Genomic DNA, 24,380 nt, shown 5'->3' with positions numbered 1-24,380 from the left:
TGAGTGTCGGGCTACTGGCTGACGTCGGCGCCGAAGTACTTATCGGAGATTTGCGCCAGCGTCCCATCAGCGGTGAGAGTCGCGAGCGCTTCGCTCACGGCGTCGGCCAGCGCGGTGCCGGCCTTGGCAAAGGCGAAGGCGCTCTCGGAGCGCTCCTCGGTCTCGGCGGCGATCTTCAGGTTGTCAGCGCCGTTGGACTTCTGGTAGTCGAGGAAGGTCAGCTTGTCGTTGACCGTGGCATCCACTCGACCCTGCTCGACCAGGGTGACCGACTGGGCCCAGCCTTCGACGCCCTGAACGGTTGCGCCGCTCTCGGTGGCCAGCGTGTTCCAATTGCTGGTCAGCGACTGGGCGGTGGTCAGACCCTTGAGACTGGCGAATGACGTGATCGACGTATTGTCGGCGGGAACGACGATGACGCCGGTGGAGTAGGTGTACGGCGTCGAGAACTCGTACGCTTCGAGGCGCTCGGGCGTAATCGACACCTGGTTGGCGATGGTGTCCCAGCGGCCGGCGGTGAGGCCGGCGAAGATGGCGTCCCACTGGGTCTCTTCAAACTTCGCATCGACACCGAGCTCGGCGGCAACAGCGCGGGCCACCTCAACGTCGTAGCCGGTGAGGTCGCCCGATCCGTCTTCGTGGAACGAAAACGGCCGGTAGGTGCCCTCGGTGCCGATCACCAGGGTGCCCGAGTCGAGAACGCTGCTCAGGGAGTCGTCGGTGCCGGATGTGGCATCGGCAGCACCATTCGACGCGGAGCAGCCGGTGAGGGTGAGCGCGATGACGGACAGCACGGCGGCCGGGAACAATCTGAGCTTCATGACGAATGCCTTACGAACTAGATGGGGCGAGCGCGGGTCGTGCGGGTGCCGCCCCAGAACGGGGGTAGGCCGCGAGTGGCGGCGTCCTAGGATAACAAGGCGTCAGCCACCGCGAATATTCCGATTACGCCCGGTGAAGCAGCCGGCTCGGTTTCTTGCCGCCGGCTCGGTCGGTGCAGCACGCGCGGTATCGGTGCAGCAGTGCGGTGTCGTTGCTACGAGCGCAGGGCGAGGGTGAACGGCAGCACCGCCGATGCTCCGTGCCGCCGCAGCACCCGGGCGGCTACCGTCATGGTCCACCGGCTGTCGGCCAGATCGTCGATGAGAAGAATCGGGCGCCCCGCGAACGGCGCCAACGCCGCGGCGAGCTCCGGGCCCACCGTGAAGCGGTCCCAGACGCTCGAAAGCCGGTAGGCGCTGTTGCCGCCCGGCTCACCCGTGGGACCGCCCTGGGCCCAATCCAGAGCGCCGAGCCACGGCAACCGGCCGACGTCGGCCAGCGAGCGCGCCACCGAATCAATCAACAGCGGATGCCGCCGCGACGGCATCGACACGATGGCCGCCGGTCGTTCGGCCCAGCCCCACTCGGCGAGCACCCGCACGCAGGCGGCCAGCATGGCCGGCGGCGCGGGGGCATCCGCTGCCCCGGAAGCGAATAGCTCACGCAGGGGCCCACCCCAGCCGAGGTCGGTCAGCCGGGCCAGCGCGCGGCCGGGTTCGGCGCGTTCGGTGAGCGGGATCTTGCCGCTGGCGGCAACGCCGAGGCTGCTCATTCCGGTGGGCCACTGAGCCCGCACATCGATGGCGACACCGACCCGGTCAAGCGACTGCGCTGCCGTCGCGGTCGCTTCCGCTGCCACGTCAACCGGGTACCACGCACCCTGACAGTTATCGCACCGGCCGCAGGCCACGGCGGTGTCGTCATCGAGGGCTCGCTGCAGAAATTCCATGCGGCAGCCGGTGGTGCTTTCAAACTCGAGCATCGACCGCTGCTCGCCGAGCCGGGCCGCCGCGATGCGTTCATAGCGCTCCTGGTCATAGACCCAGGGCACTCCGGTGGACTGCCAGCCGCCCTTGACCCGGTGCACGGCGCCGTCCACGTCGAGAACCTTGAGCAGGAGTTCGAGCGGGGTGCGTCGCAGGTCGACCCTGGCCTCGAGCGCCGGGGTGGACAGTGGTGCACCGGCGGCTTCGAGAGCGCCGATCACGGCCAGGGCCTTGGCCCGGTCGGGCATCGAGGCCGTCGCGAAATAGTGCCAGATCGCTTCGTCTTCGGCGCCCGGCAGCAGCAGTACGTCGGCGGAGGCGGTGGCACGGCCGGCACGGCCAACCTGCTGGTAGTAGGCCACGGGGGAGGACGGCGCACCCAAATGCAGCACGAAGCCGAGGTCGGGCTTGTCGAATCCCATACCGAGCGCGCTCGTCGCGATGAGTGCTTTCACCTGATTGGTCTTCAGCAGACCCTCGGATTCTTCACGTTCGGCCGTGTCGGTTTGCCCGGTGTAGGCGCGCACGGCGTGCCCGGCGCCGCGGAGCAGGCGGGCGGTGTCTTCGGCGGCCGCCACGGTGAGGGTGTAAATGATGCCGCTGCCGGGCAGCTCGCCGAGGTGGCTGAGCAGCCAGGCCAGGCGTGCGCGCGAATCGGGCAGGCGCAGCACGCCGAGCCGCAGCGACGAACGGGCGAGCGGGCCGCGAATGGTGACCACCTCGGCGACCTCCGCAGTGGTATCAGCGCCGTCGAAACCGGCGGCGACCATACCGACCTGCTCCGCGACATCCTGCACCACCCGGCTGTTGGCGGTTGCCGTCGTGGCGAGCACGGGCACTCCCGTCGGCATCTGGGCGATCAGGTCGCGCAGACGGCGATAGTCCGGGCGAAAATCATGACCCCAATCCGAGATGCAGTGTGCCTCATCGACCACGAGCAAACCCACGCGGGCGATCAAAGCGGGCAACTGCTCATCGCGAAAAGACGGGTTGTTCAGCCGTTCGGGCGATACCAGCAGCACATCTACCTCGTCGGCGTCGAGCTGGCGCAACACGTCGGTCCATTCGTGTGCGTTCGACGAGTTGATCGACACCGCCCGCACGCCGGCGCGGGCGGCAGCGGCGACCTGGTCCCGCATCAGGGCCAGCAGCGGGGAGACCAGAATGGTGGGCCCGGCGCCCTGACGCCGCAACAGCAGGGTCGCCACAAAGTAGACGGCCGACTTGCCCCATCCGGTGCGCTGTACCACAAGCGCACGCTTGCGCTGGTCGACGAGAGTTTCTATCGCCTCGTACTGTCCGTCGTGCCAAGAGGCATCGTCCCGCCCCACGAGGGTGCGCAGAATGGCCAGGGCGGATGCGCGGGTATCGGTCATTCTTCAAGGGTGCCAGATGCCGCTGACAAGCCCGCCCGGCACCGACCATCCCTGCGCCGAAACACCAAACCCGAAACACCAAACCCGAAACACCAAACCCGAAACACCAAACTCGAATCACCTGTCTGTGCCGCTGAAGCCGGCTCGCGACCGGTTCACCGTGCGTGTCGCAACGCATCCGCCGCGCTCCGACGGGATCGCTCACTAGGCTCGTTGGGTGAACGTGATTCAGGAGATCGAAACACGACTGCCGGAAGAGGCCGTCGTCGGTTTTCGTCGTCTCATCGGGCAGGCCAGAGTCGGCGATCCGATATTGCTGCAGGAGCGGGCGATGGCGCGCATGGTTGCTCCGGCGCAGTGGATCCTGACCCGGGTCGGGGTCGACGGCATCCGCTTGACGAAGGCGGGACATCTGCCGCCGGCGGTGGTTATGCAAGCGTCGGCCGAGCTCGACTGGGGCTGGCCGATCAGCGTCAACCGCGAAGTGCACCTGCGCCCGCTGCAGGAACTGCGCGGGCAGCTGCGCGACGTGGGACTGCTGCGGGTGAGCAAGGGGATGCTCGTCCTGACCAAAAAGGGCCGTGTCCTCTCCGATTCCCCCCGCGCACTCTGGTGGCATCTGGCCCGCACCATCCACCAAAGTCGCACGCCGGCGGTGAGCGACGCCACCCGACTGTTGTTGTTGTTCGTGGCGACCCGCAGCCTGGCTCGCCGCGAGGACTACCTCACGACCCTGTCGCGTGCTCTCGGCTCTTTGAGCTGGGTGCAATCCGACGGCCAGGAACCGACGACGCAATCGGTGTGGCGGCTCGTTGACACTAAGTGGCGGCTCCTGGACCGGCTCGGAGCTTTCGAGCAGACCGAAGCCTGGCACGGCGATCGCGGCACGGTCACCGTGGGCGGCGCTGCTTTCGCGCGCGCTGCTCTGCAGGCCGACGCACCGACCGACGCCTGACTACCGGCATCCGCCGCACCGTGAGGGTGGTTGGATGGATGAATGGATGCAACGCCCGAGTACATTGCCGAGTTCACCGCCGATTTCTCTGCCTTTCTTCAGGCGGCACCGTCGTCGTATCACGCGGCCGCCGAAGTTGCTCGGCGCCTAACGGCGGCCGGGTTCACCCGGCTGAGCGAGGCGCAGAACTGGGGCGATGCTCCGGCGGCGACCGGCCATTACGTGGTGCGGGACGGCGCCGTTATCGCTTGGTCGCAGCCGGCCGAAGCGGGCCCTACGACGCCGTTTCGCATTCTCGGCACCCACACCGACTCCCCGGGGTTCAAGCTCAAGCCGAAGCCCACGATCGGCTCACACGGCTGGCTGCAGGCCGGCGTCGAGGTCTATGGCGGCCCGTTGCTGAACTCGTGGCTCGACCGCGAACTCGAACTGGCCGGCCGGCTGGTAACCCGTGACGGCAGCGAGCACCTCGTGCGCACCGGGCCGTTTTTGCGTATTCCACAGCTTGCCGTGCACCTCGACCGTGAGGTGAACAACGGTCTCACCCTCGACCGGCAACGTCATCTAACGCCCGTTTTCGGTGTCGGTGCGGCGTGCGAAGTCGATTTGGTCGCCCACCTGGCCGGTCTGGCCGGGCTGGCGGCAGAGGATGTCGCCGGCTACGACATCCTCACCGCGGACACCAATCCGCCCGCTGCCTTCGGTCTTGGCCGCGAGCTGTTCGCCGCCGGCCGCCTCGATAATTTGTCGTCGGTGTACGCCGGCTTGCAGGCCTTGATCCGCACGAGCACGAGCACGAGCACGAGCACGAGCACGAGCACGAGCTCCGCCGATACCGGCTCGATCAGCGTGCTCGCCGCCTTCGACCATGAAGAGCTTGGCTCCCAGTCCCGCTCCGGCGCGAGCGGCCCCCTGCTCGACGATATTCTCACCCGCATCGGTCACGGTCTCGGCGCGACGGTGTCGGAACGACTGCGCGCCTACGCCCAGTCGTGGTGCCTCTCCGCCGACGCCGGCCATGCCGTGCACCCGAACTATCCGGAACGCCACGATCCGGCCAATATGCCCATTCTTGGCGGTGGACCGCTGCTGAAAATCAATGCCAACCAGCGCTACGCGACGGATGCCCATGGCGCCGCCCTCTGGGCGCGCACCTGCGCGCAGGCGGGCGTCGACTACCAGGAATTCGTCTCCAACAACACGGTTCCGTGCGGTTCAACCATCGGACCGTTGACCGCAACGCGGCTGGGCATTCGGGTAGTCGACGTCGGCGTGCCGCTGCTGTCGATGCACTCCGCCCGGGAACTGTGTCACGTCAACGATCCGCTGGCACTCAGTGCGGCGACCGCTGCATTCTTCGCCCCCGAACCCTAGACAGGGTCGCCGTTCGCTGCAGATACTTCCTCCAGGCCAATGGACAATGGACAATGGCCGATCGCAGCGTTGCCGCTCGAACTGCTCGAACTGCTCGAACTGCTCGAACTGCTCGACAAGCGGATGCCGGTGCTGCGGTCCGAGCGCACCCGTCTGGCCACCATGATCACCTCATCGTGCCGTAGTTTGGTTCAGTTCGACAGCCGCAGCGATGCGCGCGAGCCGCGCGCGGGCGGCATCCTCCGATGTCGACGACGGGCCGAGCAGAAACCGGACGGTGCTGAGAACGAAACGGGTGCCCCAGATGACGGGTAGACGGGATCGTTTCAATCCGAGCAGGTCGCGGTATTCACGGGGGATCGACGCCACGGCGCCGGCGAACATGATGCGGTAGAACGGCAGCATGCCGCGGCTGAGCGGCGGGTTGCGAATGAATCGCACGGCCTCGGCGACGCGGGCGTCGCTCTTGAGCGTTCCGGCACTACGAAAAGCCTCGAGCTGGGCGGCCAGCTCCTGCGCCGAATGCGGGGCATTGCGCACCCCGATGAGTTCGCCGGCGGTTGCCCATTCCCGCACGTAGCCGTCGGCGCCGCCGGGGATGGCGTCGCCCCAGAGCACATGAGATTGCAGAAAAGCGTCGGTGAACACAACGTGCACCCAGGACAAAAGTTCGGGGTCGCCCGCGGTGTATGAGCGTTCGGCGCCCTGGGCATCGAGATAGGTTCCGACCACACGCTGGTGAAAATGCCCGACCCGGCCGGATTCCCGTTCGGCCACGACGGTGTCCGCAAACGTCACCGTGACGAGCCACTGAATGGTGCCGGAGAGCCGGCCGAGCGGATCCTCGCGGTAGCGCGACCAGTCGTGCACACCGGCCATTGCCCCCGGGTGCAGGGTCTGCATCAACAGGGCGCGGATGCCGGCAACCATCGTCGCCATACCACCGTGCACGGCCCAGGCGGCGCTGTCCGGTCCGAAAAATCCGGCGTCATCGCCCGTGGCTATCTGATTGACCCACCGCGGTCGCCCCTCGCTATTGCCCGAGAGCGTCACCAGGAGGTGAGAGCGCCAGCTGTCTGTAAATCTGCCCATTCTCGGATGGTATATCGGGCTCGCTGGGTTCCCGCCGCGAATGCGCCCAGCCGGTGAATATCCGCCGGTCTGGAGCATGCCTACAGCGTTTCGGGAGACTCGCAACCCCCCCAAACGGGCGGTCGCATAGGAGCTGAATTGAGGCTAAATTCGCAGAACAAGATTGTGGAGTGTGACCATGCCCGAACGTGGATACGCCGTTATATGCCTAAAAACTACTGGACTGTTCCCGTACCAGCGGGATCGGGTCGTCGAAATTGCCGTGGTGCACCTCGACGAGGGTGGTCGCACGACCGCGCGCTGGCAGACCGTCGTCAACCCCGGAATCAACGCGGGTGACGTCGCGAGTCACGGCGTCAGCACGGCAGAATTGCTGCGCGCGCCGACGTTTGAGCAGATCGCACCGCGACTGGTCGATCTGCTTCGCGGACGAGTGTTGGTGACGCACAATGCCCAGTTCGTCACCGGGTTTCTGATGCGTGAGTTCGAGCTCATCGACTATGCCTCGGGCGGTGGACTCGAGGCGGTGTGCACCATGCACCTGGCCCGCAGGTATCTGCCGGGGGCGGGCCGGCTGCTCATCGACTGTTGCGCGGCCTACGACATTGAGATCGGGCCCGGCCCCAGTGCCCTGGTTCAGGCCGTCGCGTGCGCGAGCCTCCTGGCGGCGTACGTGCACGGTTCGCCCAGTGCGGCACCGTGGATCGACGCGCTCGACCGCGCGGAACGGCGCGTCTTGCTGCCCATCGTCGCTACCGGTGCGCCAGCGGCCGAGTGGGTGGAGCGCGACCCCGTCACGGCCCGGAGTATGGTGCCGATTCCGAGCTTTTTGGCCAGGGCTGCGGTGAAACTGCCGGACTACGCCGGTCCGGAGGAACACCTCGATTATCTGGCCCTACTCGATCTGTGTCTGGTGGATCGCGTGCTCTCGCCCCGGGAATCGACCGAAGTACGGTTCTTGGCTGAGTTCAGCGGCATCGGCCCGGAGGAGCGCATCGCGCTGCACCGCCGCTATTTCGAGGACCTCGTGCACGTGGCGTGGTTGAACGGTGCCCTCAGCACGTCCGATTGCGCTGACGTGATCGCGGTGGGGCGCATGCTCGACGTCGATCCTGAGGTTGTGGCCGCGGCGTTGACTGAGCCATCGGCGGTGACGCGCCCAGCAGTCGCCCCGGTCGACGCGATGCTGCTGGAACAGGGCGACGTCGTCGTACTGACCGGTGACATGGCCAGGGCCCGCTCCGATTGGGCCCGGGAACTGGTCGCTCGAGGGCTTGCTCTGGAAGCGGCGGTCACCCTGCGCACGCGACTGCTGGTGGCGGCCGATCCGGCATCGGTCACCGGCAAGACCGTCAAAGCGCGTGACTACGGCATTCCGATCGTCTCCGAGTTCGGCCTACGCTCGCTGATCGGCGTGCGCTGACCAGCGCATTCTGACCAACGCATTCTGACCAACGCATTCTGGTCAGAATGCGCCGCTGAGGAGGCGCTGTTGCAGCTCAGATCCGGTCGCTCAGATCAGGCCGCGCAGGAATTCCTCGATGGTCACACCGCGGGCCGCGGACCGCTGCACAAGACGCCCGTGTTCCTCGGCGCTGAGCGCCAGTGTCACCCGGTGCAGCTCACCGGTGCTGCGCAGCACGTCGGCGCCGTGCAGATCGGTCAGAGCGCCGTCATCCTCGCCGATATCGTCACCGAGCTCCTCGAAGGAGAACAATTCGGAGTGCGGGTAGGCCGTGGCTTTCTCGGTGACTCGTTCGGCGGGCCGTTCGGTGACTTTCGCCGCGGTCGGCTCCGGGGCCGACGATTCGCTGTGACCACCCGCGCTGTGACCACCCGCGCTGTGACCAGCCGCGCCGTGACCAGCCGCGCCGTGAAAACCCGGTCCGGCCGGAGCCGGGCGACCGCGTTGAAATGCCTCGGCCGCGCCGCGCGCGCGCTCGTCGGCGGCCTCATTCAGCGGATGCCCGACGTGCCCCTTGACCCATTCAAACCGGTACCGACGCCCGGCGATGGCCTCGTCGATCTCCTTGAGCAGATCGAGGTTCATGACCGGTTTGCCGTCGCCCTTGCGCCAGCCCTTCGCCTTCCACCCCTTCATCCACTTCGTGACCGAGTTGATCACGTACTGGCTGTCGCACAGTACGAGCAGGTCGTCGTCGATGTGCGCGGTCGCTCGAAACAATTCGAGTACGGCCTTGAGCTCGCCCTGGTTGTTGGTGGCGTGCTTCCAGCCGCCGGCCGCCCAGCAGGTGTCATCGACGTACCAGGCCCAGCCGGCTGGTCCGGGGTTTCCAAGGGCAGAACCGTCGGCGGCGGCGGTGATCGTCATGGGTAGGCCTTTCAAACAGGGTGGCGCGCGGGCGCAGGTCCTACCATTTTGCCACCTCGGCATCTATTGCCCGTGTCCCCGGTACCGTGGCAGCGCCCGCCACGGTGCGAGTGCCATTGTGTCCGTCATGTAACAGCGCCCCAACACCTGCTCCACCGACCTGTGATCATCCGGTGATCGAAAGGTAACGGGTGCCACGGTTGCCGGAAACACGCGCTGGCTAACGTCGAAGCAGGAAGCCGACCGGGCTGCCTGCAAATCGTCGCACCGCCATTCCATTCCCGAGGGGGACGCCATGACATTCAGCACCGTCGAATCAGCAGCCGGCACGACCATAGGCACTGCAGCAACGATCGCCGACGAGGCGGTGCTCGTGCACCGTGCGGGGCGATGGATCGACAATTGGAATCCTGAGGACGCGAACCAGTGGGAACGGGGCGGCAAGCTCATCGCCGCCCGCAACCTCAAGTGGTCGATCGTCGCCGAGTTCCTCGGCTTCGTAGTCTGGCAGCTGTGGAGCATCGTGGTGGTCTCGCTGCCGGCGGCCGGTTTCACCTTCTCCACCACCGAGGTCTTCTGGCTGATCTCGATGCCGAGCCTGGTCGGAGCGACCCTGCGGTTTCCGTACACCTTCATGGTGCCCAAATTCGGCGGCCGAAACTGGACCATCATCTCGGCCGGTCTGTTGCTCATCCCCGCTATCGCCCTCGGCTTCTGCGTCGGCCACCCGGACACCCCCTTCGGCGTGATGCTGTTCGTGGCCGCGCTCGCCGGTTTCGGCGGAGGCAACTTCGCCAGCTCGATGTCGAACATCACCTACTTCTACCCGCAGAGTCAGAAGGGTTACGCCCTCGGTCTCAACGCTGCCGGCGGTAACCTCGGCGCCTCCATGGCCCAGCTGATCGTTCCGATCGTGATCACCCTCGGCGCCGTCGGGACGCTCAATATCCGACTCGCCGGTTGGTTCTGGGTGCCACTGATTCTGGTCGCCATGTGGGGCGCCTGGAAGTATATGGACAACCTCAGCAACGCCAAGGCCGACTTCGCCGGCTCGATCGCCGCAGTGCGCGAACCGCACTTCTGGATTCTGGCCGTGCTCTACATCGGCACCTTCGGCTCGTTCATCGGCTTCGCGAGCGTATTCCCCAAGCTCATCGCCGACCAGTTTCCGGCCTACTCCACCTTCCAGGTGGCCTCCGCCTCGCTCTCCCTCGCCTTCATCGGTGCGCTCGTGGGTTCGCTGGCCCGGCCGGCCGGCGGACGCCTCGCTGACCGCTTCGGTGGGGCATCCGTCACCGTCGCCGCTTTCGGCGTTATGGCTGTCGGTGCCCTCGCCGTCGTGGCTGTTCTGCCCCTCGGCAATTTCTGGGCCTTTTTGGCCAGCTTCCTGGTGATTTTCATCGCCACCGGAATCGGCAATGGCTCGACCTACCGAATGATTCCGAGCGTGTTCTCGGCCCGCAGCGGGGTGAAAGACGCCCACCGGAATTCTGGAGACGTCACCACACAGCGCAAAAGCGCCGCGGCGCTCGGCCTCATCTCGGCCGTCGGTGCGTACGGCGGATTCATCATCCCGCAGGTGCTCGGCTTCTCGAAGACCTCGACCGGTGACTACTCGAGCGCGATCTACGCCTTCGCCATCGCCTACGTCGTGATGATGTGTGTCACCGCCTTCGTCTACCTGCGCCGCGGGTCGTCCGTCGCCGGTCAGAAGATCTAGGCCTGACATGACCGGCACCCGAACGCACTGCCCGTACTGCGCCCTGCAGTGCGCCATGACACTGACCCCGGGTACAGCGGATGCCGAATCCACTCCGTCCGGCGCGGTGACGGTCACCGGGCGCGAATTCCCGACCAACCGTGGCGGTCTGTGCACAAAGGGCTGGACCTCCGCCGAACTGCTCGTGTCGCCGGATCGCATTCTCGAACCGCTGCTGCGGCAGGCCGACGGCACCTTCGAGGCGGTGACTTGGACGGAGGCGCTCGACCACGTCGCCGGCAAGCTGCGCGGGATTCGAGCCGCGCACGGGTCCGACGCGGTCGGCGCCTTCGGCGGAGGCGGGCTCACCAACGAAAAGGCCTACCAGCTCGGCAAATTCACCCGGGTGGCGCTCGGCTCCAGCCGCATCGACTACAACGGCCGGTTCTGCATGTCCAGTGCCGCAGCGGCCGGCAACCGGGCGTTCGGCCTCGACCGCGGGCTGCCGTTTCGGGTCGACGAGCTCGACGACGCCGACACCATTCTGATTCTCGGTTCCAACGTGGCGCAGACCATGCCACCCTTCATCGGCCATTTGGAGGGCGCCCGGGCCGCTGGCGGTCTCGTGGTCGTCGATCCTCGACGCACGGCGACCGCTCGGCTCACCGACGATGGCGCCGGCATGCACGTGCAGCCCACCCCGGGCAGCGACCTCGTGCTGTTGCTCGGACTGACCCAAATCATCATCGCCGAAAAACTCGCCGACCTCGACTATCTGCGCTCGCGCACCGCGGGTTTCGATGCCCTGCGGCGCAGCGTGAGTGCGTGGTGGCCGACCCGAGTGCAGGAACAGACCGGCGTTCCGGTTTGGCAGCTGCGCGAACTGGCCCGGCGCCTGGCCGCCGGAGCCGCGCGCGGGGCTGCAACGGGCAGTGGCACCTACATTCTCACCGGGCGCGGAGTGGAACAGCACGCGGACGGCACCGACACTGCCACCGCGGCCATCAACCTCAGCTTGATACTCGGCCTCGTCGGCACCACCCATTCCGGCTACGGAACCCTGACCGGCCAGGGCAATGGGCAGGGTGGGCGCGAACACGGGCAGAAGTGCGACCAGCTGCCCGGCTACCGCAAGATCACCGATCCCGCCGCTCGCGCGCACGTTGCCGGGGTCTGGGGCGTCGACCCCGACAGCCTCCCGGGCGTAGGCCTGCCCGCGGTGGAGCTGTTGGCGACGCTCGGTGAGCCGGGCGGCATCCGTTGCCTGCTCGTGCACGGCTCCAACCCCGTTGTCTCGGCACCGAACGCCGACCGGGTGCGCGCAGCCCTGAAAACCCTTGATTTTCTGGTCGTGGCCGATTTCTTCTTCTCCGAAACCGCGGTGCTCGCCGACATCGTGTTGCCGGTGACCCAGTGGGCGGAAGAGGACGGCACGATGACCTCGCTTGAGGGGCGTGTCATCCGCCGCCGTCGCGCCGTCGACGCACCCGCCGGTGTGCGCAGTGAATTATGGATCTGGCAGGAACTTGCGCGCCGGCTCGACTCGGCCGGAGACTACAGCGCGCAGGCCTCCGAGGTGTTTGATGAACTCTGCCGGACCTCGGCGGGTGGGCTGGCCGACTATTCCGGCCTGAGCTATGCCCTGCTTGACTCCGAAGAACCGGCCTTCTGGCCCTACCCGCAGGGGTCGGCCGGAACGCCACGTCTATTTCTGGAGCGGTTCGCCCACCCCGACGGTCTGGCCCGGCTGGTGCCCGTCACGGTGCGGCGCCTCGATGCCCCGGCACAGGTCGGCGGCACCCTCACCCTGATCACCGGCCGCCTGCTCGAGCATTACCAGAGCGGCAACCAGACCCGTCGGGTGCGGGAGCTCTCCGACGCCCAGCCCGACGCCCGGCTGCAACTGCACCCGGCTACCGCCGAGCAGCTCGGCATTGCCGATGAGACCTGGGTCGAGGTCAGCAACGACCGCGGTGCGGTGCGCTGCCGGGCCACGGTGAGTACCGACATCCGCCTGGATACGGTGTTTTTGCCGTTTCACTTCGCCGCGGATCAGCGAGCCAACCTGCTGACCGACGACGAAACCGATCCGATCAGCGGCATGCCCGAATTCAAGAAAACGACCGTTCGAGTGCGTGCACTCGTGAAAGCAGGCGCCCGTGTCTGAGCGACCCCAACGCATCGTTGTAGTCGGCTACGGCCCGGTCGGTGCTCGATTTGTGGAAGAACTGCTGCCGCTCGTGCGTCAAGGGGCGGCGACGTTGACCGTAATCGGGGCCGAAAGTGCTGACGCCTACAACCGGGTGCTCATCGCCGAATACGCCGTCGGTCACGTCGATCGGGACAGCCTCGAGATCACCGACACGTTCGCCGCGCGCGAGGCCGGCGTTCACCTGCACCGCGGCGTGAGCGTCACGGCCATTCTGCGCAGCCGCCGTGCGGTATCGCTCAGCGATGGCACCGTGCTGCCCTACGACCGGCTCGTGCTCGCGACCGGCGCACGCGCCAACGTGCCCACGCTCGACGGTGTCACTCGGGTGCGTCGCGACCGAAAGCTGCCGGCAGCGGATGCCGCGACCCTCGACAGCGGCGACGCTCCGCTTCCGCGCGGGGTCACCGTGCTGCGGGACCTTGATGATGCGGAACGGGTGCTCGCGGCCGTGATGATCGGGGCTCGCATTGTCGTGCTCGGCGCCGGCGTGCTCGGTATGGAGATCGCGCTCGCCGCGGCCGCCGCCGGGAGCCAGACCTGCGTGGTGTACCACGGTGAGATTCCCATGGCGCGAAACCTCGACCGCGGCGGCGGCACTGTGCTCGCGCAGAGCGCTCGGCGTGCCGGCGTCACGATGGTCAATCACTCCCGCGCCGAGAGCCTGCTCTTTCACCAGGACGACGACGGGGTCGACCGCTTCGATGCTCTCATCTGCGCCGACGGCAAACAGATTCACGGTGATCTGCTGTTGCTCTCGTGCGGTGTCGGTGCTCGCACCGAACTGGCCCAGCTGGCCGGTCTGCCGGTGTCCACCGGAATCCTCGTTGATGACAATCTGCAGAGTTGGGCCGACCCGCGCATTTACGCGATCGGTGACTGCGCGCATGTGGCGCCAGCGCCGCGCGTCGGCGATTCCACGGTGTTGCCGGCGGGTGGGCCGAGCGGCCTGATCGGGCCGGGTTGGCGCCAGGCCGATTGGCTGGCCGCGCGGTTCCGCAACGAAATACTGGGCCTGGGCGAGACCGGGCAACTCCCGGCTTCCGGTTCTGCCGTGGTCATGCTCAAGGCCGAGGGCATCGACGTGGTGTCGGTCGGCGACACCGGGGCGGACCCGTGGGATCTGGCGACCGACAACCATACGGCGGGGTGCGCATCCGCCCCGCTGCGGGTGGCGCAGTGGGCCGATCCCGAACACGGCCGGTACGTGAAAATGGTGACCCGCGACGGCATTCTCGAGGGTTTCGTCTGTGTCGGCATGCCCCGTACGGCCGCCGAACTGACCTTATTGTTTGAGCGCGGCAGCGAACTGCCGGCCGACCGCTCGGTTTTGCTGCGCTATGACGGACCGGACTACGAACCCGCGGCCGGAAGCGCGTTGGACCATGGCGCCACGGTGTGCTGGTGCAACGGCGTCACCGTCGGCGCCATCGCCGACTCCGCAGCGGCCGGCAACACGAGCGTCGCCTGCATCGGAACGGCCACCCGAGCCGGCACCGGATGCGGCGGCTGCAAAGCGCGAATCGGGGAGGTTCTCGAGCGCTTCGGGGCGACCGAACCCGCCACCGGATCTGCCGGGTAGGCGGATGCACTCAGCCGAAATAGGCGGGGCTCGCTCGGAGTCTCGGCCAGTCGATGAAAATTTTCAAGAGCGAGATCGCCCGGGACCACCCCGATACGACAGGGTCAGGCCAGGCAGGGTCAGGCTCGGCAGGGCTCGGACCGGTGGGGTCAGGCTCGGCGGGGCTCGGCCAGAAGCTACAGATTTTTAGTATTTGACTACTAATCTCGGGACTCTTCAAGCCATGAAAACCTGAGCCAGTCTCGACTTTGTGTTCTATTCATGAGATAATGGATGCATGGCGATCCACGACGATCCACCTCCACCCTCTGAGCCCCCGCAGGCGAGTCGCGGCGAGGCTGTGGCGGCTGAATCTGAGACTCCGGCTGAATCTGAGACTGCGTCTGAATCTGAGACTGCGGCGGCTACGTTTGAATCTGAGACTGCAGCGTCTGCGGCTGAGGCTGAAACGGCATCTGCGTCTGAATCTGAGACTGCGGTGGCTGAGGCTGCGTTTGCGTTTGCGTCTGCGTCTGAATCTGAGACTGCGGTGGCTGAGGCTGCGGCTGAAACGGCGGCTGAGTCTGAGCGAGCTCGGGCTGCTGATGCTGTGGAGGCCGCCGCGACTGCTGCGACTGCTGCGTATGTGGCGGAGATGGCGGCGGCGGGTATCCGGCCGGGTAAGCCGGCGCCGACGCACCGTTCAGCGGGCACGAAAGCGATCTCCGGGGTGCAGGCGCTCGATTATGTGGTCGCGGCCTCGCTCGATGACTGGAAGAAACGACCCGTCGATGCGGAGCAGGTCCGGCTGCTTGACGCGGTGCGGGAATGCGACCTGGCCATCAATCGGGCCCATGCCGCACGGGCGGCCGCGATCGATGACGTCGCCCGCTGGGTGGCCAGCACCGCCGAAACCGGCCGGCCCCTACCCCGGGCGCTCCTCACCCAGCACGCGCAAGACACCGGCGAAGAGTGCCGCCCGTTGCAGCGCTGGTCCGAGAAACAAGCCGCCACCGAGGGCCTCGTCGCCGAGCTGGGCTGTTTGCTGCGGGTGCACGAAAACACCGCCCGCAACCTGCTCTGCGTCAGCGCGATGCTGCAACACGAACTGCCCGCCACCCGCGCCCTCCTCGCCACCGGCTCCATCAGCTACCGCCACGCAGAAGTCATCGTCAACAACGCCCTCTCCCTACCCGAAACGGCCCGAGCAGCGTTTGAAGCCGAAGCGCTGACCGGCGCGGACGACCTCACCGTGAACCAGCTGAAGAAACGCGCCAGCACCGTGCGCGAACTCTCCCACCCCGAATCCATCCTCACCCGCCACCGCAGCGCGTTGAACGCGCGCAGCTTCGCCGTCATGCCCAACCGCGACGGCATGGCCTGCCTCGAACTCATCCTCACCCAGGAAGACGCCGCCGCGATCAACGACCGCGTCGACACCCTCGCCCGCAGCCTGCACAACGCCGCCGCCGCCGAGCCCGTCGACACCCGCACCCTCGGCCAGCAACGCCTCGACGTGGCCGTCGACCTCCTCCTCACCGGAGTGACCGAAACCGGCCTCGGTGCCGGAGTGCAGGGACTGGTCAACGTCACCGTGCCCGTCCTCACCCTGATGGGCCTCAGCGAGCAACCCGGCACCCTCGACGGCTTCGGCCCCCTCGACGCCGACACCGCCCGCCGCGTCGCCGCCACCGCAAAAAGCTTCACCCGAATCCTCATCCACCCCGAGACCAGCACCGTGCTCAGCGTCGGCACCACCCGCTACACCGTCCCCGCCGACCTCAAGAAATGGCTCGAAATTCGCGACGGCACCTGCCGATTCCCCGGCTGCACCCGACAAGCCAGACACAGCGACATCGACCACACCCACGACTGGCAATACAACGGCCAAACCCGCTGGGACAACCTCGCCCACCTCTGCAAACGCAGCCACCGACTCAAAACCGAAACCGGCTGGACCGTCACCCAAACCCCCGACGGCACCATGAACTGGACCAGCCCCGCCGGCAAACACTACGCCACCCACCCCGCCACCCGCCTCAGCCCCCACCCCACCACCACGGCGAGCGAACCAGGCCCCGACCCCGGACCGAGCAACACCGCACAACGCCCCATCGACATCTGGAACAACCTCATCGACCCCAACTGGAACGACCCCAACTGGAACGACCCCAACGGGAACGACCCCAACGGGAACGACCCCAACCCCGACACTGACGACGTTCCGTTCTAGATGGTTGCGCGACGTCGAGCACAGCGACGTCGAGCACAGCGACGTCGAGCACAGCGACGTCGAGCACAGCGACGTCGAGCACAGCGACCTCGAGCACAGCGGGTTAGAGCACGAACAGCGAGCTCAGGAGCACGTACTGTACGAGCAGGATCGGGTATGAAACGAAAAGATTCATTCGAGTCACAATATGAACGGTTCCCATGACGAGGGCCGTATCCTGCACTTTTCTGCCCGTAGTCGAGACGTCTTCTACGAGACCGTCACGGAGACCTCGTGCAGACCGGTGGCACCGTCGGGGGCGACATCGGCACTGACCGAGGTCTGTACGAGGCCGTCTGAGTCGGTGGCCCGCACCCGAACCGAATGCTGGCCGGCGGTCGCATCCGTCCAGGTGAAGGCCCACTGGCGCCAGGTGTCGACCGAGATCGCATCGGCCAGAGTAGCGTCCTGCCACGGGCCGTCATCGATCTGCACGGCGACAGCGCTCACTCCCACGTGCTGGGACCATGCAACGCCGGCGATCACGACGGGTCCGGCCGGCACGGATGATCCCGCGCGGGGCACGTCGATGCGGGAGGAGAGCTTGACCGGTCCTCGCTCGGACCAGCCGCGCGGAGTCCAGTATCCCTGCTCCTGATCAAAGCGAGTGAGCTTGAGCTCGACAACCCACTTCGTCGCTGAGACGTAGCCGTACAGCCCGGGAACCACCATGCGCACGGGGTAGCCGTGCTCGAGCGGCAGCGGCTCACCATTCATGCCCACGGCGAGAATAGCGTTGCGCTCGTCGGTCAATGCCTCGATCGGGGTGCTTGCGGTGAATCCGTCCTGACTGGTGGAGAGAACCATGTCGGCGCCGCTCGTGGGTTTCGCCCGAGCCAGCAGCTCGCGAATCGGATAGCCCAACCAGGTGGCATTGCCGATCAGGTCGCCGCCCACGTAGTTCGACACGCAGGCCAGGGTGGTCGTGCTCTCCTCGAGCGGCAGGGCCAGCAGCTCGGCAAAGTTCAGTTCCACCTCATTTTCGACCATGCCGGTAATTTTCAGCCGCCACGTGTTCGGGTCGATGCGTGGCACGCTCAGAGCGGTGTCGATGCGGTAGAAATCGGCGTTCGGCGTGATCAGCGGGGTGATGCCGGCGACATCGAAGCTCGCTCCGGCCGGAATGGCGGCCGCCGGTACGGATGCTGCCGGCAGTGTGAAGAGCGCGCGCGCGGTATCCGCTGCCCGGGTCGCCGCTGCCTTGAGTTGGCCGCCGATGAGTGCGAGCAAACCGACGCCGGCGGTGGCACCGGTGTACACCAGAAAGCGGCGGCGGTCGGGCCCGTCCGACTCGACCGCTGCCGAAACACCCAACGGTAGTCGGGTAGTGAGAAAGGTCAGAGCGATGGCTGAGACTCCCATGGCGACAACGGCGGGCACCGCGTCGAAGGTGGAGGCGCTGGACCGGGATAGAGCGGCAAAAAGGGCGATTGCACCGATAAGTACAACGAGCACGCGACCATACGGCGGTCGACGACTCTCCAGAACGCCGGCGAGGGCCGCGATCACGATCAGCACGAGAATGATGGTCACGATGAGCACGATTTTGTCTGCGGTGCCGAACAGGCCGATGACGAGTTCTTTGACACCGGCGGGAACAATATCGATGACGAGCGCGCCGACAGACAGCACCGGGCTTGCGCCGGGGGCAATCCACGCCGCGGTCAACTCGGCCAGACCGAGACCGGCCAGTGCGGCGGCGACTCCCGCGGCGGCCGGGCGCCAGAACCCCAGCACCGGGAGAGGGCTCGGCCGAGTCGGGGGGCTCAAGGTGTCGGGGGAGGCCATATCGTCAGCCTAGAACGAGCGGCTGTGATTACCACCCCACCGAGGCTCCGGCGCGATTTCGTCAGACATCCGTTATATTTAGCCCCCCGCAGGCCCCCGCAGGCCCCCGCGGGCCCGTTCGGCAGGCGGGAGCAGCTCAAGTAGTGCAGTCTTGAGGGACTATGTCTCTGCTTGCGCGCCTCGAAAACGAAACCGACCCCGACGTTCTCTTCGAGGCGTTCGAAACCTGGGCCACCGAGCAGGGCCTCACGCTCTACCCGGCGCAGGAGGAAGCGGTCATTGAGATCGTCTCCGGCGCCAACCTGATCCTGAGCACGCCGACCGGAACCGGTAAGTCGCTCGTGGCCGTCGGCGCGCACTTCGCGGCATTGTCGGCCGGCAAGCGCAGCTTCTACACGGCGCCGATCAAGGCCCTGGTGAGCGAGAAATTCTTCTCGCTGGTCGAAACGTTTGGGGCGGAGAACGTCGGCATGATGACCGGAGACTCCTCCGTCAACGCCGACGCCCCGATCATTTGCTGCACCGCCGAAATTCTGGCCAACCTCGCCTTGCGCAACGGTGAAGACACCGAGGTCGACCTCGTCGTGATGGACGAGTTTCACTTCTACGGCGACCCGGAACGCGGGTGGGCGTGGCAGGTTCCGTTGCTGCTGTTGCCGCGCGTGCAGTTCATTCTCATGTCGGCCACGCTCGGCGACGTGAAGTTCATCAGCGACGACCTCACTCGGCGCACCGGCCGGCCCACGGCCGTCGTCACCGGGGTGGAACGCCCGGTTCCGCTCAGCTATTACTACGAGCAGACTCCCGTGCACGAGACCGTCGAGGAGCTGCTGCACACCGACAAAGCACCGGTCTACATCGTGCACTTCTCCCAGGCAGCGGCCCTCGAACGGGCTCAGGCGCTCGCGAGTGCCAAGGTCGCCACCCGTGAACAGCGCGACGTGATCGCCGAGCTGATTGGTGAGTTTCGGTTCACCACCAGCTTCGGCAAAACGCTGTCCCGGCTGATTCGCATGGGGATCGGCGTGCACCACGCCGGCATGCTGCCCAAGTACCGTCGGCTGGTGGAGCAACTTGCCCAGCGCGGCTACCTGCGTGTGATTTGTGGCACCGACACGCTCGGTGTGGGCATCAACGTTCCTATTCGTACCGTGTTGTTCACGGCCCTCACCAAGTACGACGGTGTGAAAATGCGCCAAGTGAACGTGCGCGAATTTCACCAGATCGCCGGGCGGGCCGGGCGGGCCGGCTACGACACGGCCGGGACCGTCGTCATTCAGGCGCCGGAGCACGAGACCGAAAATCTCAAGGCCGTGGAGAAGGCCGGCGACGACCCGAAGAAGAAGCGCAAGATTGTGCGTAAGAAGGCGCCGGACGGCTTCGTGTCGTGGGGCGAACCGAGCTTTCGCCGGCTGGTCGATGCGGAGCCCGAAACTCTCACGTCGAGCATGCAGATGACCGCGGCAATGCTCATCAACGTGATCGGACGCGGTGGCGACGCGTTTGCCCACGTGTATTCGCTCGTCTTCGACAATCACGAACCGTGGCGGCGCCAGTTGGTGTTGGCTCGACGGGCTCTGGGTATTTACAAGACCCTGCGCGAAGCCGGCATTGTGGAGCAGAGCGCGAGTGGCACCATCCGCTTGACGGTTGACCTGCAAGCGAACTTCGCGCTCAACCAGCCGCTCTCCCCGTTCGCCCTGGCCGCGTTCGAACTGCTCGACCCGGAATCGCCCACCTACTCGCTGGACATGATTTCGATTCTGGAGTCGACCCTCGACGACCCGCGGCCGGTGCTGATGGGGCAGCAGTTCGCGGCCCGTGGTGAGGCCGTGAATGCGATGAAGCGTGAGGGCATCGAATATGACGAGCGGATGGCGCTGCTCGAGGAAATCACGCATCCCAAGCCGCTCGAAGAGCTGCTCAACTACACGTTCGACACCTACAAGGCCTCTCAGCCGTGGATAGCGGACTTCGAGCTGCGACCCAAGGCCGTTGTGCGGGACATGTATGAGCGAGCGATGTCATTCGGCGAGTTCATTGCGTTCTACAAACTGGCCCGCAGTGAGGGAGTGGTGCTGCGGTACCTCTCCGATGCCTACCGGGCCGCCCGGCAGACCATTCCCGACGAAGCCAAGAATGAAGACCTGCTCGACCTCATCGAGTGGCTCGGCGAGCTCGTGCGCCAAGTGGACTCCAGCCTGCTCGACGAGTGGGAAGAGCTGCTCCATCCCGATCTCGCCGCGCACGAGGCTGAGGCGCACGCTCTCTTGCCGCCGCCACCGCGGCGGCTCACCACCAACGTGCGTGCCTTTCGCATTCTGGTGCGCAACGAACTGTTCCGCCGGGTGCAGCTGGCCGCACTGGAGCACTACGACGAGCTCGGCGAACTCGACCGGGAACACGGCTATTCGAGCGATGTCTGGGCCGATGCGATGGACGGCTACTTCGCCGAGCACGACGAGGTGCTCACCGGCGGCAACGCGCGCAGCTCCGACCTGCTCCTGATCGAAGAGGGTACCAACGAGTGGACCGTGCGCCAGATTCTTGACGATCCGGCCGGGGACCACGACTGGGGGATCAGCGCGAGCGTGAACCTCGCCGACTCCGACGACCTCGGCGCGGCCGTTGTGCGCGTGACCGGCGTCAACCGGCTGTAGTGCGGATCACCGGGCCGCTAAGCGCCCGGGGCCTGCAAGGGAGCATCGGCATCGGCGGCCCACTCATTGAGCGAACCGTCGTAGATCGAGACGTGGTCGTTGCCAGCGCGGGTCAGCGCGAGGGCGCTGGCAGCCGCAGCGATACCGCCGCCGCAGTACGTGACCAGGTGCTCGGACGCCGCGACGGCCGCGGCGACCGTCTCGTCGAGCCGATCGCCGCGCAGGAACGCATTGGTGGCCGGGTCGACCAGCTGCGCGGCGGGCAGGCTGAGGCTGCCGGGAATGTGCCCGGCGCGCGGACGGGACCCCGCCGTACCGTCGAATTCAGCGGGCGGCAGAGAGCAGACGAGGGCGGCATCCGCAACGCCCGCGACGATTGACTCGACGAAACTTTTGTCGACCCACAGCTCGGGACGAGACTGCGCGGTGAAGCCGGCGACACTTTTCGGGCGCACCCCGCCGGTGCTGAACGGGCGCGTTTCGGCGTGCCATTTGGTGAGGCCGCCATCGAGCACCGCGACATCGTCGTAGCCGAAGGCACGGAACAGCCACCAGATGCGCGCAGCCCACTGGCCGACGACGGCGTCGTAGACGACAACGGTCGTGCCGTTGTCGATGCCGACGGATGCTGCGGCCGCCTCAAATTGTTCGGCGCTCGGTCGGGAGAAATCGAAGGCACCGGCCGGGTCGGAGAACACATCGAACAGGTCGGCGAACACGGCGCCCGGAATGTGGCCCTTGGTGAGATAGTCGTCCCGTCCGCTGAGGTAGCGGGGCCCCTCCTCGGACGGCGCCAGGGCGAACACGGTGGCGTCGAGAATGACCAGGTTGTCGGAACCGAGGTGGTCGGCTAGCCACTGGGTCGAGACGACGGGCGAAGACGGAACGGGTGAACTCATGCTGCAAGGCTAGCGGGGGCCGCTGACACTGGCTGAACGCGGTAGGCTGCCGGGTCATCCGGCGACATACAGTGCCTGACATACAGTGCCTGACATACAGTGCCTGACATACAGTGCCTGACATACAGTGCCTGACATACAGTGCCGGCGACATACAGTGCCGGCGACATACAGTGCCGGCGACATACAGTGCCGGCGACATACAGTGCCTGCGAGATACAGTACCGGCGAAATACGCCGCCGAAGGCTAGCGAGTCGTCGTCCAGTCCAGGTTGATGATCTGTTTGATATAGATGTTCTCGCCGATCCCGGGCACGGAGGGGTTCATGGTGAGGAGTAGTTGTACCGGAATATTGAATCTCTGGGCGATATCGAAAAAGGCGTCGCCCTCGATGACGGTGTAGGTGAGCAACGCTCCCGCACCATCCGCCGTTGTGGTGCCGCGGGCCCCCGGCGTGCTACCGAGGTCAACGGCCGGTCCCTGCGGCAGCGGCACGGGTTCGGCATTGGGAACGATTTCGGGAACCTCGGGATTGGGAATGAGTGCCGCTTCCGGGGCGACCGTCGGCGAGGGCGAGGGCGAGGGCGAGGGCGAGGGCGTGGGTGTGGGAGTAGGCGTGAGCGTGGGGGAAACCGTCGGCGTAATGGTCACCGTAACGGCCGGTGCCGGTTCGCCGGCGCAGCCCGCCACGGTCACGAGCAGAACTGCGGCGACACTGATGCCCCACGAGCGGCGTGAGCGTATGCTGCGGATGATTCACCCCTTTTCCTGATCGCGCTGTCTTCTCGACGATGCGCGCGCGTTCAGCCAGCTTAGGCTGTCACCGTAGCGCAACGACGGCGTCGACGGCCCCTGTTCGGGTGCCCGTTCAGCATTCGATGACGTTCACAGCCAGTCCGCCCTCGCTGGTTTCCTTGTACTTCGTCATCATGTCCAGGCCGGTCTGCCGCATGGTTTCGATGACCGTGTCGAGCGAGACCAGGTGGGTGCCGTCGCCGTGCAGCGCCAGGCGGGCCGCTGACACCGCCGTGGAGGAAGCGATCGCGTTGCGTTCGATGCAGGGCACCTGCACGAGTCCGCCGACCGGGTCGCAGGTCAGGCCGAGGTGGTGTTCCATCGCGATCTCGGCGGCGTTCTCGACCTGTCGGGGCGTGCCGCCGAGCACGGCGCACAGCGCACCCGACGCCATGGCACACGCGGCGCCGACCTCGGCCTGGCAACCTCCCTCGGCGCCGGAGATCGACGCGTTGGCCTTGACCAGGGAACCGATGGCGACGGCCGTGAGTAGATAGCGACGGATGCCGGCAGCATCCGCTCCGGGAACGAATCGCAGATAGTAGTGGCCGACGGCGGGGATGATGCCGGCCGCGCCATTGGTCGGCGCGGTGACGACGCGCCCGCCGGCGGCGTTCTCCTCGTTCACCGCGAGCGCGAAGGCATGCAGCCATTCGGTGGAGGTGTCGCGGTCGCGCAGCGGCAGAACGTCATACTCCTCCAGACGGATTCGGACCGCGGCTGCCCGGCGTTTGACTTTGAGGCCGCCGGGTAACAGCCCGGTCGCGGCGAGTCCGGCCTCCACGCAGCTGTGCATGGCGTCCCAGATCGCGTCGAGTCCCGCATTCAGCGCTTTGGCACCGTGAATGGCTTCTTCGTTGCGGCGAGCGACCTCGCAGATCGTCAGATCGTGGGAATCGCAGAGGGCGAGGAGTTCGGCGCTGGAATCGTAGGGGAGTGGCTGGGCGATGCGGGCCTGGGCGCTCGAAGCTTCGGTGCCCCGGCGAATGAACCCGCCGCCGATTGAGTAGAACGTCTCCTCGAGCAGCACAGCGGCATCCGCTTCGGTGTCGGTTGTCCAGGCGGTGAGCGTGAGCGCGTTGGGGTGTCCCGGCAGTCGGGTGCGCGGTTCGAATCGTACGTCCGTGGGGCTGATCGAAATGCTGTGCCCGCCGAGCAGGGTGAGCGTGGCGCCGTCGGTGAGCCCCGACCACGCGGCGCGCACCGCGTCGGGGTCGCAGGTTTCTGGTCGCAGGCCGGTGAGGCCGGCGAGAACAGCATCCGGCGTGCCGTGGCCGAGGCCGGTTGACCCCAACGATCCAAAGAGTGAGCAGCGGATGCGTCTCACCTCGCTCAGCCGGCCGGTCGCCAAGAGGTTTTCGGCAAACACGCGGGCAGCACGCATGGGACCCACCGTGTGGGAACTGGAGGGGCCGATTCCAATGGAAAACAGGTCCAGGGCTGAGACGTACGCTGTCACGGTCAACATGCTACGCCACGCGATGCGGGGAGTAACGAACCAATGCCCCGCACCATAGGGTGCGAGGCATTGTTGAGCGGTGTTGAGCGGAGCCGGCCGG

17 protein-coding genes are annotated in these 24,380 nt (G+C 66.4%); 9 read left to right on the top strand and 8 right to left on the bottom strand.

Going from position 1 to position 24,380, the window contains the following annotated elements; translation table 11 throughout:
- Positions 1 to 11: 11 nt before the first annotated feature.
- Positions 12 to 821 (bottom strand): amino acid ABC transporter substrate-binding protein, encoded by an 810-nt coding sequence (locus QMK22_RS10810; protein WP_283497650.1) that lies wholly within the window; start codon positions 819 to 821, stop codon positions 12 to 14.
- Positions 822 to 1,036: 215 nt separating this feature from the next.
- Positions 1,037 to 3,184 (bottom strand): RecQ family ATP-dependent DNA helicase, encoded by a 2,148-nt coding sequence (locus tag QMK22_RS10805; RefSeq protein WP_283497649.1) that lies wholly within the window; start codon positions 3,182 to 3,184, stop codon positions 1,037 to 1,039.
- 217 nt (positions 3,185 to 3,401) lie between these two features.
- Between QMK22_RS10805 and QMK22_RS10800 the strand changes: the two genes are divergently transcribed.
- Together QMK22_RS10800 and QMK22_RS10795 are read left to right on the top strand one after the other, a co-directional pair.
- Entirely contained in the window at positions 3,402 to 4,139 is a 738-nt protein-coding gene (locus tag QMK22_RS10800) for a hypothetical protein (protein ID WP_283497648.1), read from the top strand.
- Positions 4,140 to 4,181: 42 nt separating this feature from the next.
- Entirely contained in the window at positions 4,182 to 5,513 is a 1,332-nt protein-coding gene (locus tag QMK22_RS10795) for a M18 family aminopeptidase (RefSeq protein WP_283497647.1), read from the top strand.
- Between the two features lie 171 nt (positions 5,514 to 5,684).
- Here the strand turns inward: QMK22_RS10795 and QMK22_RS10790 are convergent, their stop codons facing one another.
- Positions 5,685 to 6,605, bottom strand: a complete 921-nt coding sequence (locus QMK22_RS10790) for an oxygenase MpaB family protein (RefSeq protein ID WP_283497646.1) — start codon at positions 6,603 to 6,605, stop codon at positions 5,685 to 5,687.
- Between the two features lie 178 nt (positions 6,606 to 6,783).
- Between QMK22_RS10790 and QMK22_RS10785 the strand changes: the two genes are divergently transcribed.
- Positions 6,784 to 8,028: an exonuclease domain-containing protein gene (locus QMK22_RS10785; RefSeq protein ID WP_283497645.1), complete on the top strand. Its 1,245-nt coding sequence runs from the start codon at positions 6,784 to 6,786 to the stop codon at positions 8,026 to 8,028.
- 90 nt (positions 8,029 to 8,118) lie between these two features.
- On the opposite strand, the gene QMK22_RS10780 is transcribed toward QMK22_RS10785, so the two are convergent.
- Positions 8,119 to 8,937, bottom strand: a complete 819-nt coding sequence (locus tag QMK22_RS10780; protein WP_283497644.1) for an RNase H family protein — start codon at positions 8,935 to 8,937, stop codon at positions 8,119 to 8,121.
- 295 nt (positions 8,938 to 9,232) lie between these two features.
- Between QMK22_RS10780 and QMK22_RS10775 the strand changes: the two genes are divergently transcribed.
- From QMK22_RS10775 to QMK22_RS10755, 5 genes are all read left to right on the top strand, one after another.
- The gene (locus QMK22_RS10775; RefSeq protein ID WP_283497643.1) at positions 9,233 to 10,657 is read left to right on the top strand and encodes an MFS transporter; all 1,425 of its coding nucleotides are present in this window, start codon (positions 9,233 to 9,235) and stop codon (positions 10,655 to 10,657) included.
- 7 nt (positions 10,658 to 10,664) lie between these two features.
- Positions 10,665 to 12,803: a molybdopterin oxidoreductase family protein gene (locus QMK22_RS10770; protein ID WP_283497642.1), complete on the top strand. Its 2,139-nt coding sequence runs from the start codon at positions 10,665 to 10,667 to the stop codon at positions 12,801 to 12,803.
- On the top strand, positions 12,796 to 14,427 hold the full coding sequence (locus QMK22_RS10765) for an FAD-dependent oxidoreductase (protein ID WP_283497641.1): 1,632 nt from the start codon (positions 12,796 to 12,798) through the stop codon (positions 14,425 to 14,427). Before QMK22_RS10770 ends, QMK22_RS10765 begins: the two co-directional genes overlap by 8 nt.
- Positions 14,428 to 14,956: 529 nt before the next feature.
- On the top strand, positions 14,957 to 16,639 hold the full coding sequence (locus tag QMK22_RS10760; protein WP_283497640.1) for an HNH endonuclease signature motif containing protein: 1,683 nt from the start codon (positions 14,957 to 14,959) through the stop codon (positions 16,637 to 16,639).
- 4 nt (positions 16,640 to 16,643) lie between these two features.
- Positions 16,644 to 16,799: a hypothetical protein gene (locus QMK22_RS10755; protein ID WP_283497639.1), complete on the top strand. Its 156-nt coding sequence runs from the start codon at positions 16,644 to 16,646 to the stop codon at positions 16,797 to 16,799.
- Between the two features lie 89 nt (positions 16,800 to 16,888).
- Here QMK22_RS10755 and QMK22_RS10750 read toward each other — a convergent pair whose 3' ends face one another.
- Positions 16,889 to 18,466 (bottom strand): molybdopterin-dependent oxidoreductase, encoded by a 1,578-nt coding sequence (locus QMK22_RS10750; protein ID WP_283497638.1) that lies wholly within the window; start codon positions 18,464 to 18,466, stop codon positions 16,889 to 16,891.
- 161 nt (positions 18,467 to 18,627) lie between these two features.
- On the opposite strand from QMK22_RS10750, the gene QMK22_RS10745 reads away from it, so the two are divergent.
- A complete protein-coding gene (locus tag QMK22_RS10745) occupies positions 18,628 to 21,126 on the top strand; it encodes a DEAD/DEAH box helicase (protein ID WP_283497637.1) in 2,499 nt (832 codons plus the stop codon).
- Positions 21,127 to 21,143: 17 nt separating this feature from the next.
- On the opposite strand, the gene QMK22_RS10740 is transcribed toward QMK22_RS10745, so the two are convergent.
- The 3 genes from QMK22_RS10740 to QMK22_RS10730 all read right to left on the bottom strand — a co-directional run bounded on the left by QMK22_RS10740 (position 21,144) and on the right by QMK22_RS10730 (position 24,280).
- Positions 21,144 to 22,025 (bottom strand): sulfurtransferase, encoded by an 882-nt coding sequence (locus QMK22_RS10740; RefSeq protein ID WP_283497636.1) that lies wholly within the window; start codon positions 22,023 to 22,025, stop codon positions 21,144 to 21,146.
- Positions 22,026 to 22,272: 247 nt separating this feature from the next.
- Complete coding sequence (locus QMK22_RS10735) at positions 22,273 to 22,722, bottom strand: LysM peptidoglycan-binding domain-containing protein (protein ID WP_283497635.1); 450 nt, start codon at positions 22,720 to 22,722, stop codon at positions 22,273 to 22,275.
- Between the two features lie 172 nt (positions 22,723 to 22,894).
- Positions 22,895 to 24,280 carry an L-serine ammonia-lyase gene (locus QMK22_RS10730; RefSeq protein ID WP_283497634.1) on the bottom strand — a complete coding sequence of 462 codons (1,386 nt, stop codon included), beginning with the start codon at positions 24,278 to 24,280 and terminating at the stop codon, positions 22,895 to 22,897.
- Positions 24,281 to 24,380 lie beyond the last annotated feature (100 nt).

Source organism: Cryobacterium sp. PH29-G1 (assembly GCF_030063365.1).
Taxonomy (GTDB): domain Bacteria; phylum Actinomycetota; class Actinomycetes; order Actinomycetales; family Microbacteriaceae; genus Cryobacterium.
This window is presented reverse-complemented; position numbering and strand designations above follow the sequence as displayed.

Excerpts from the sequence above, each read along its gene's own strand:
- QMK22_RS10795 (WP_283497647.1), top strand. The coding sequence starts at position 4,182 with ATGGATGCAACGCCCGAGTACATTGCCGAGTTCACCGCCGATTTCTCT.
- QMK22_RS10810 (WP_283497650.1), bottom strand. The coding sequence starts at position 821 with ATGAAGCTCAGATTGTTCCCGGCCGCCGTGCTGTCCGTCATCGCGCTC.
- QMK22_RS10805 (WP_283497649.1), bottom strand. The coding sequence starts at position 3,184 with ATGACCGATACCCGCGCATCCGCCCTGGCCATTCTGCGCACCCTCGTG.
- QMK22_RS10770 (WP_283497642.1), top strand. The coding sequence starts at position 10,665 with ATGACCGGCACCCGAACGCACTGCCCGTACTGCGCCCTGCAGTGCGCC.
- QMK22_RS10740 (WP_283497636.1), bottom strand. The coding sequence starts at position 22,025 with ATGAGTTCACCCGTTCCGTCTTCGCCCGTCGTCTCGACCCAGTGGCTA.
- QMK22_RS10775 (WP_283497643.1), top strand. The coding sequence starts at position 9,233 with ATGACATTCAGCACCGTCGAATCAGCAGCCGGCACGACCATAGGCACT.
- QMK22_RS10750 (WP_283497638.1), bottom strand. The coding sequence starts at position 18,466 with ATGGCCTCCCCCGACACCTTGAGCCCCCCGACTCGGCCGAGCCCTCTC.
- QMK22_RS10780 (WP_283497644.1), bottom strand. The coding sequence starts at position 8,937 with ATGACGATCACCGCCGCCGCCGACGGTTCTGCCCTTGGAAACCCCGGA.
- QMK22_RS10745 (WP_283497637.1), top strand. The coding sequence starts at position 18,628 with ATGTCTCTGCTTGCGCGCCTCGAAAACGAAACCGACCCCGACGTTCTC.
- QMK22_RS10790 (WP_283497646.1), bottom strand. The coding sequence starts at position 6,605 with ATGGGCAGATTTACAGACAGCTGGCGCTCTCACCTCCTGGTGACGCTC.
- QMK22_RS10785 (WP_283497645.1), top strand. The coding sequence starts at position 6,784 with ATGCCCGAACGTGGATACGCCGTTATATGCCTAAAAACTACTGGACTG.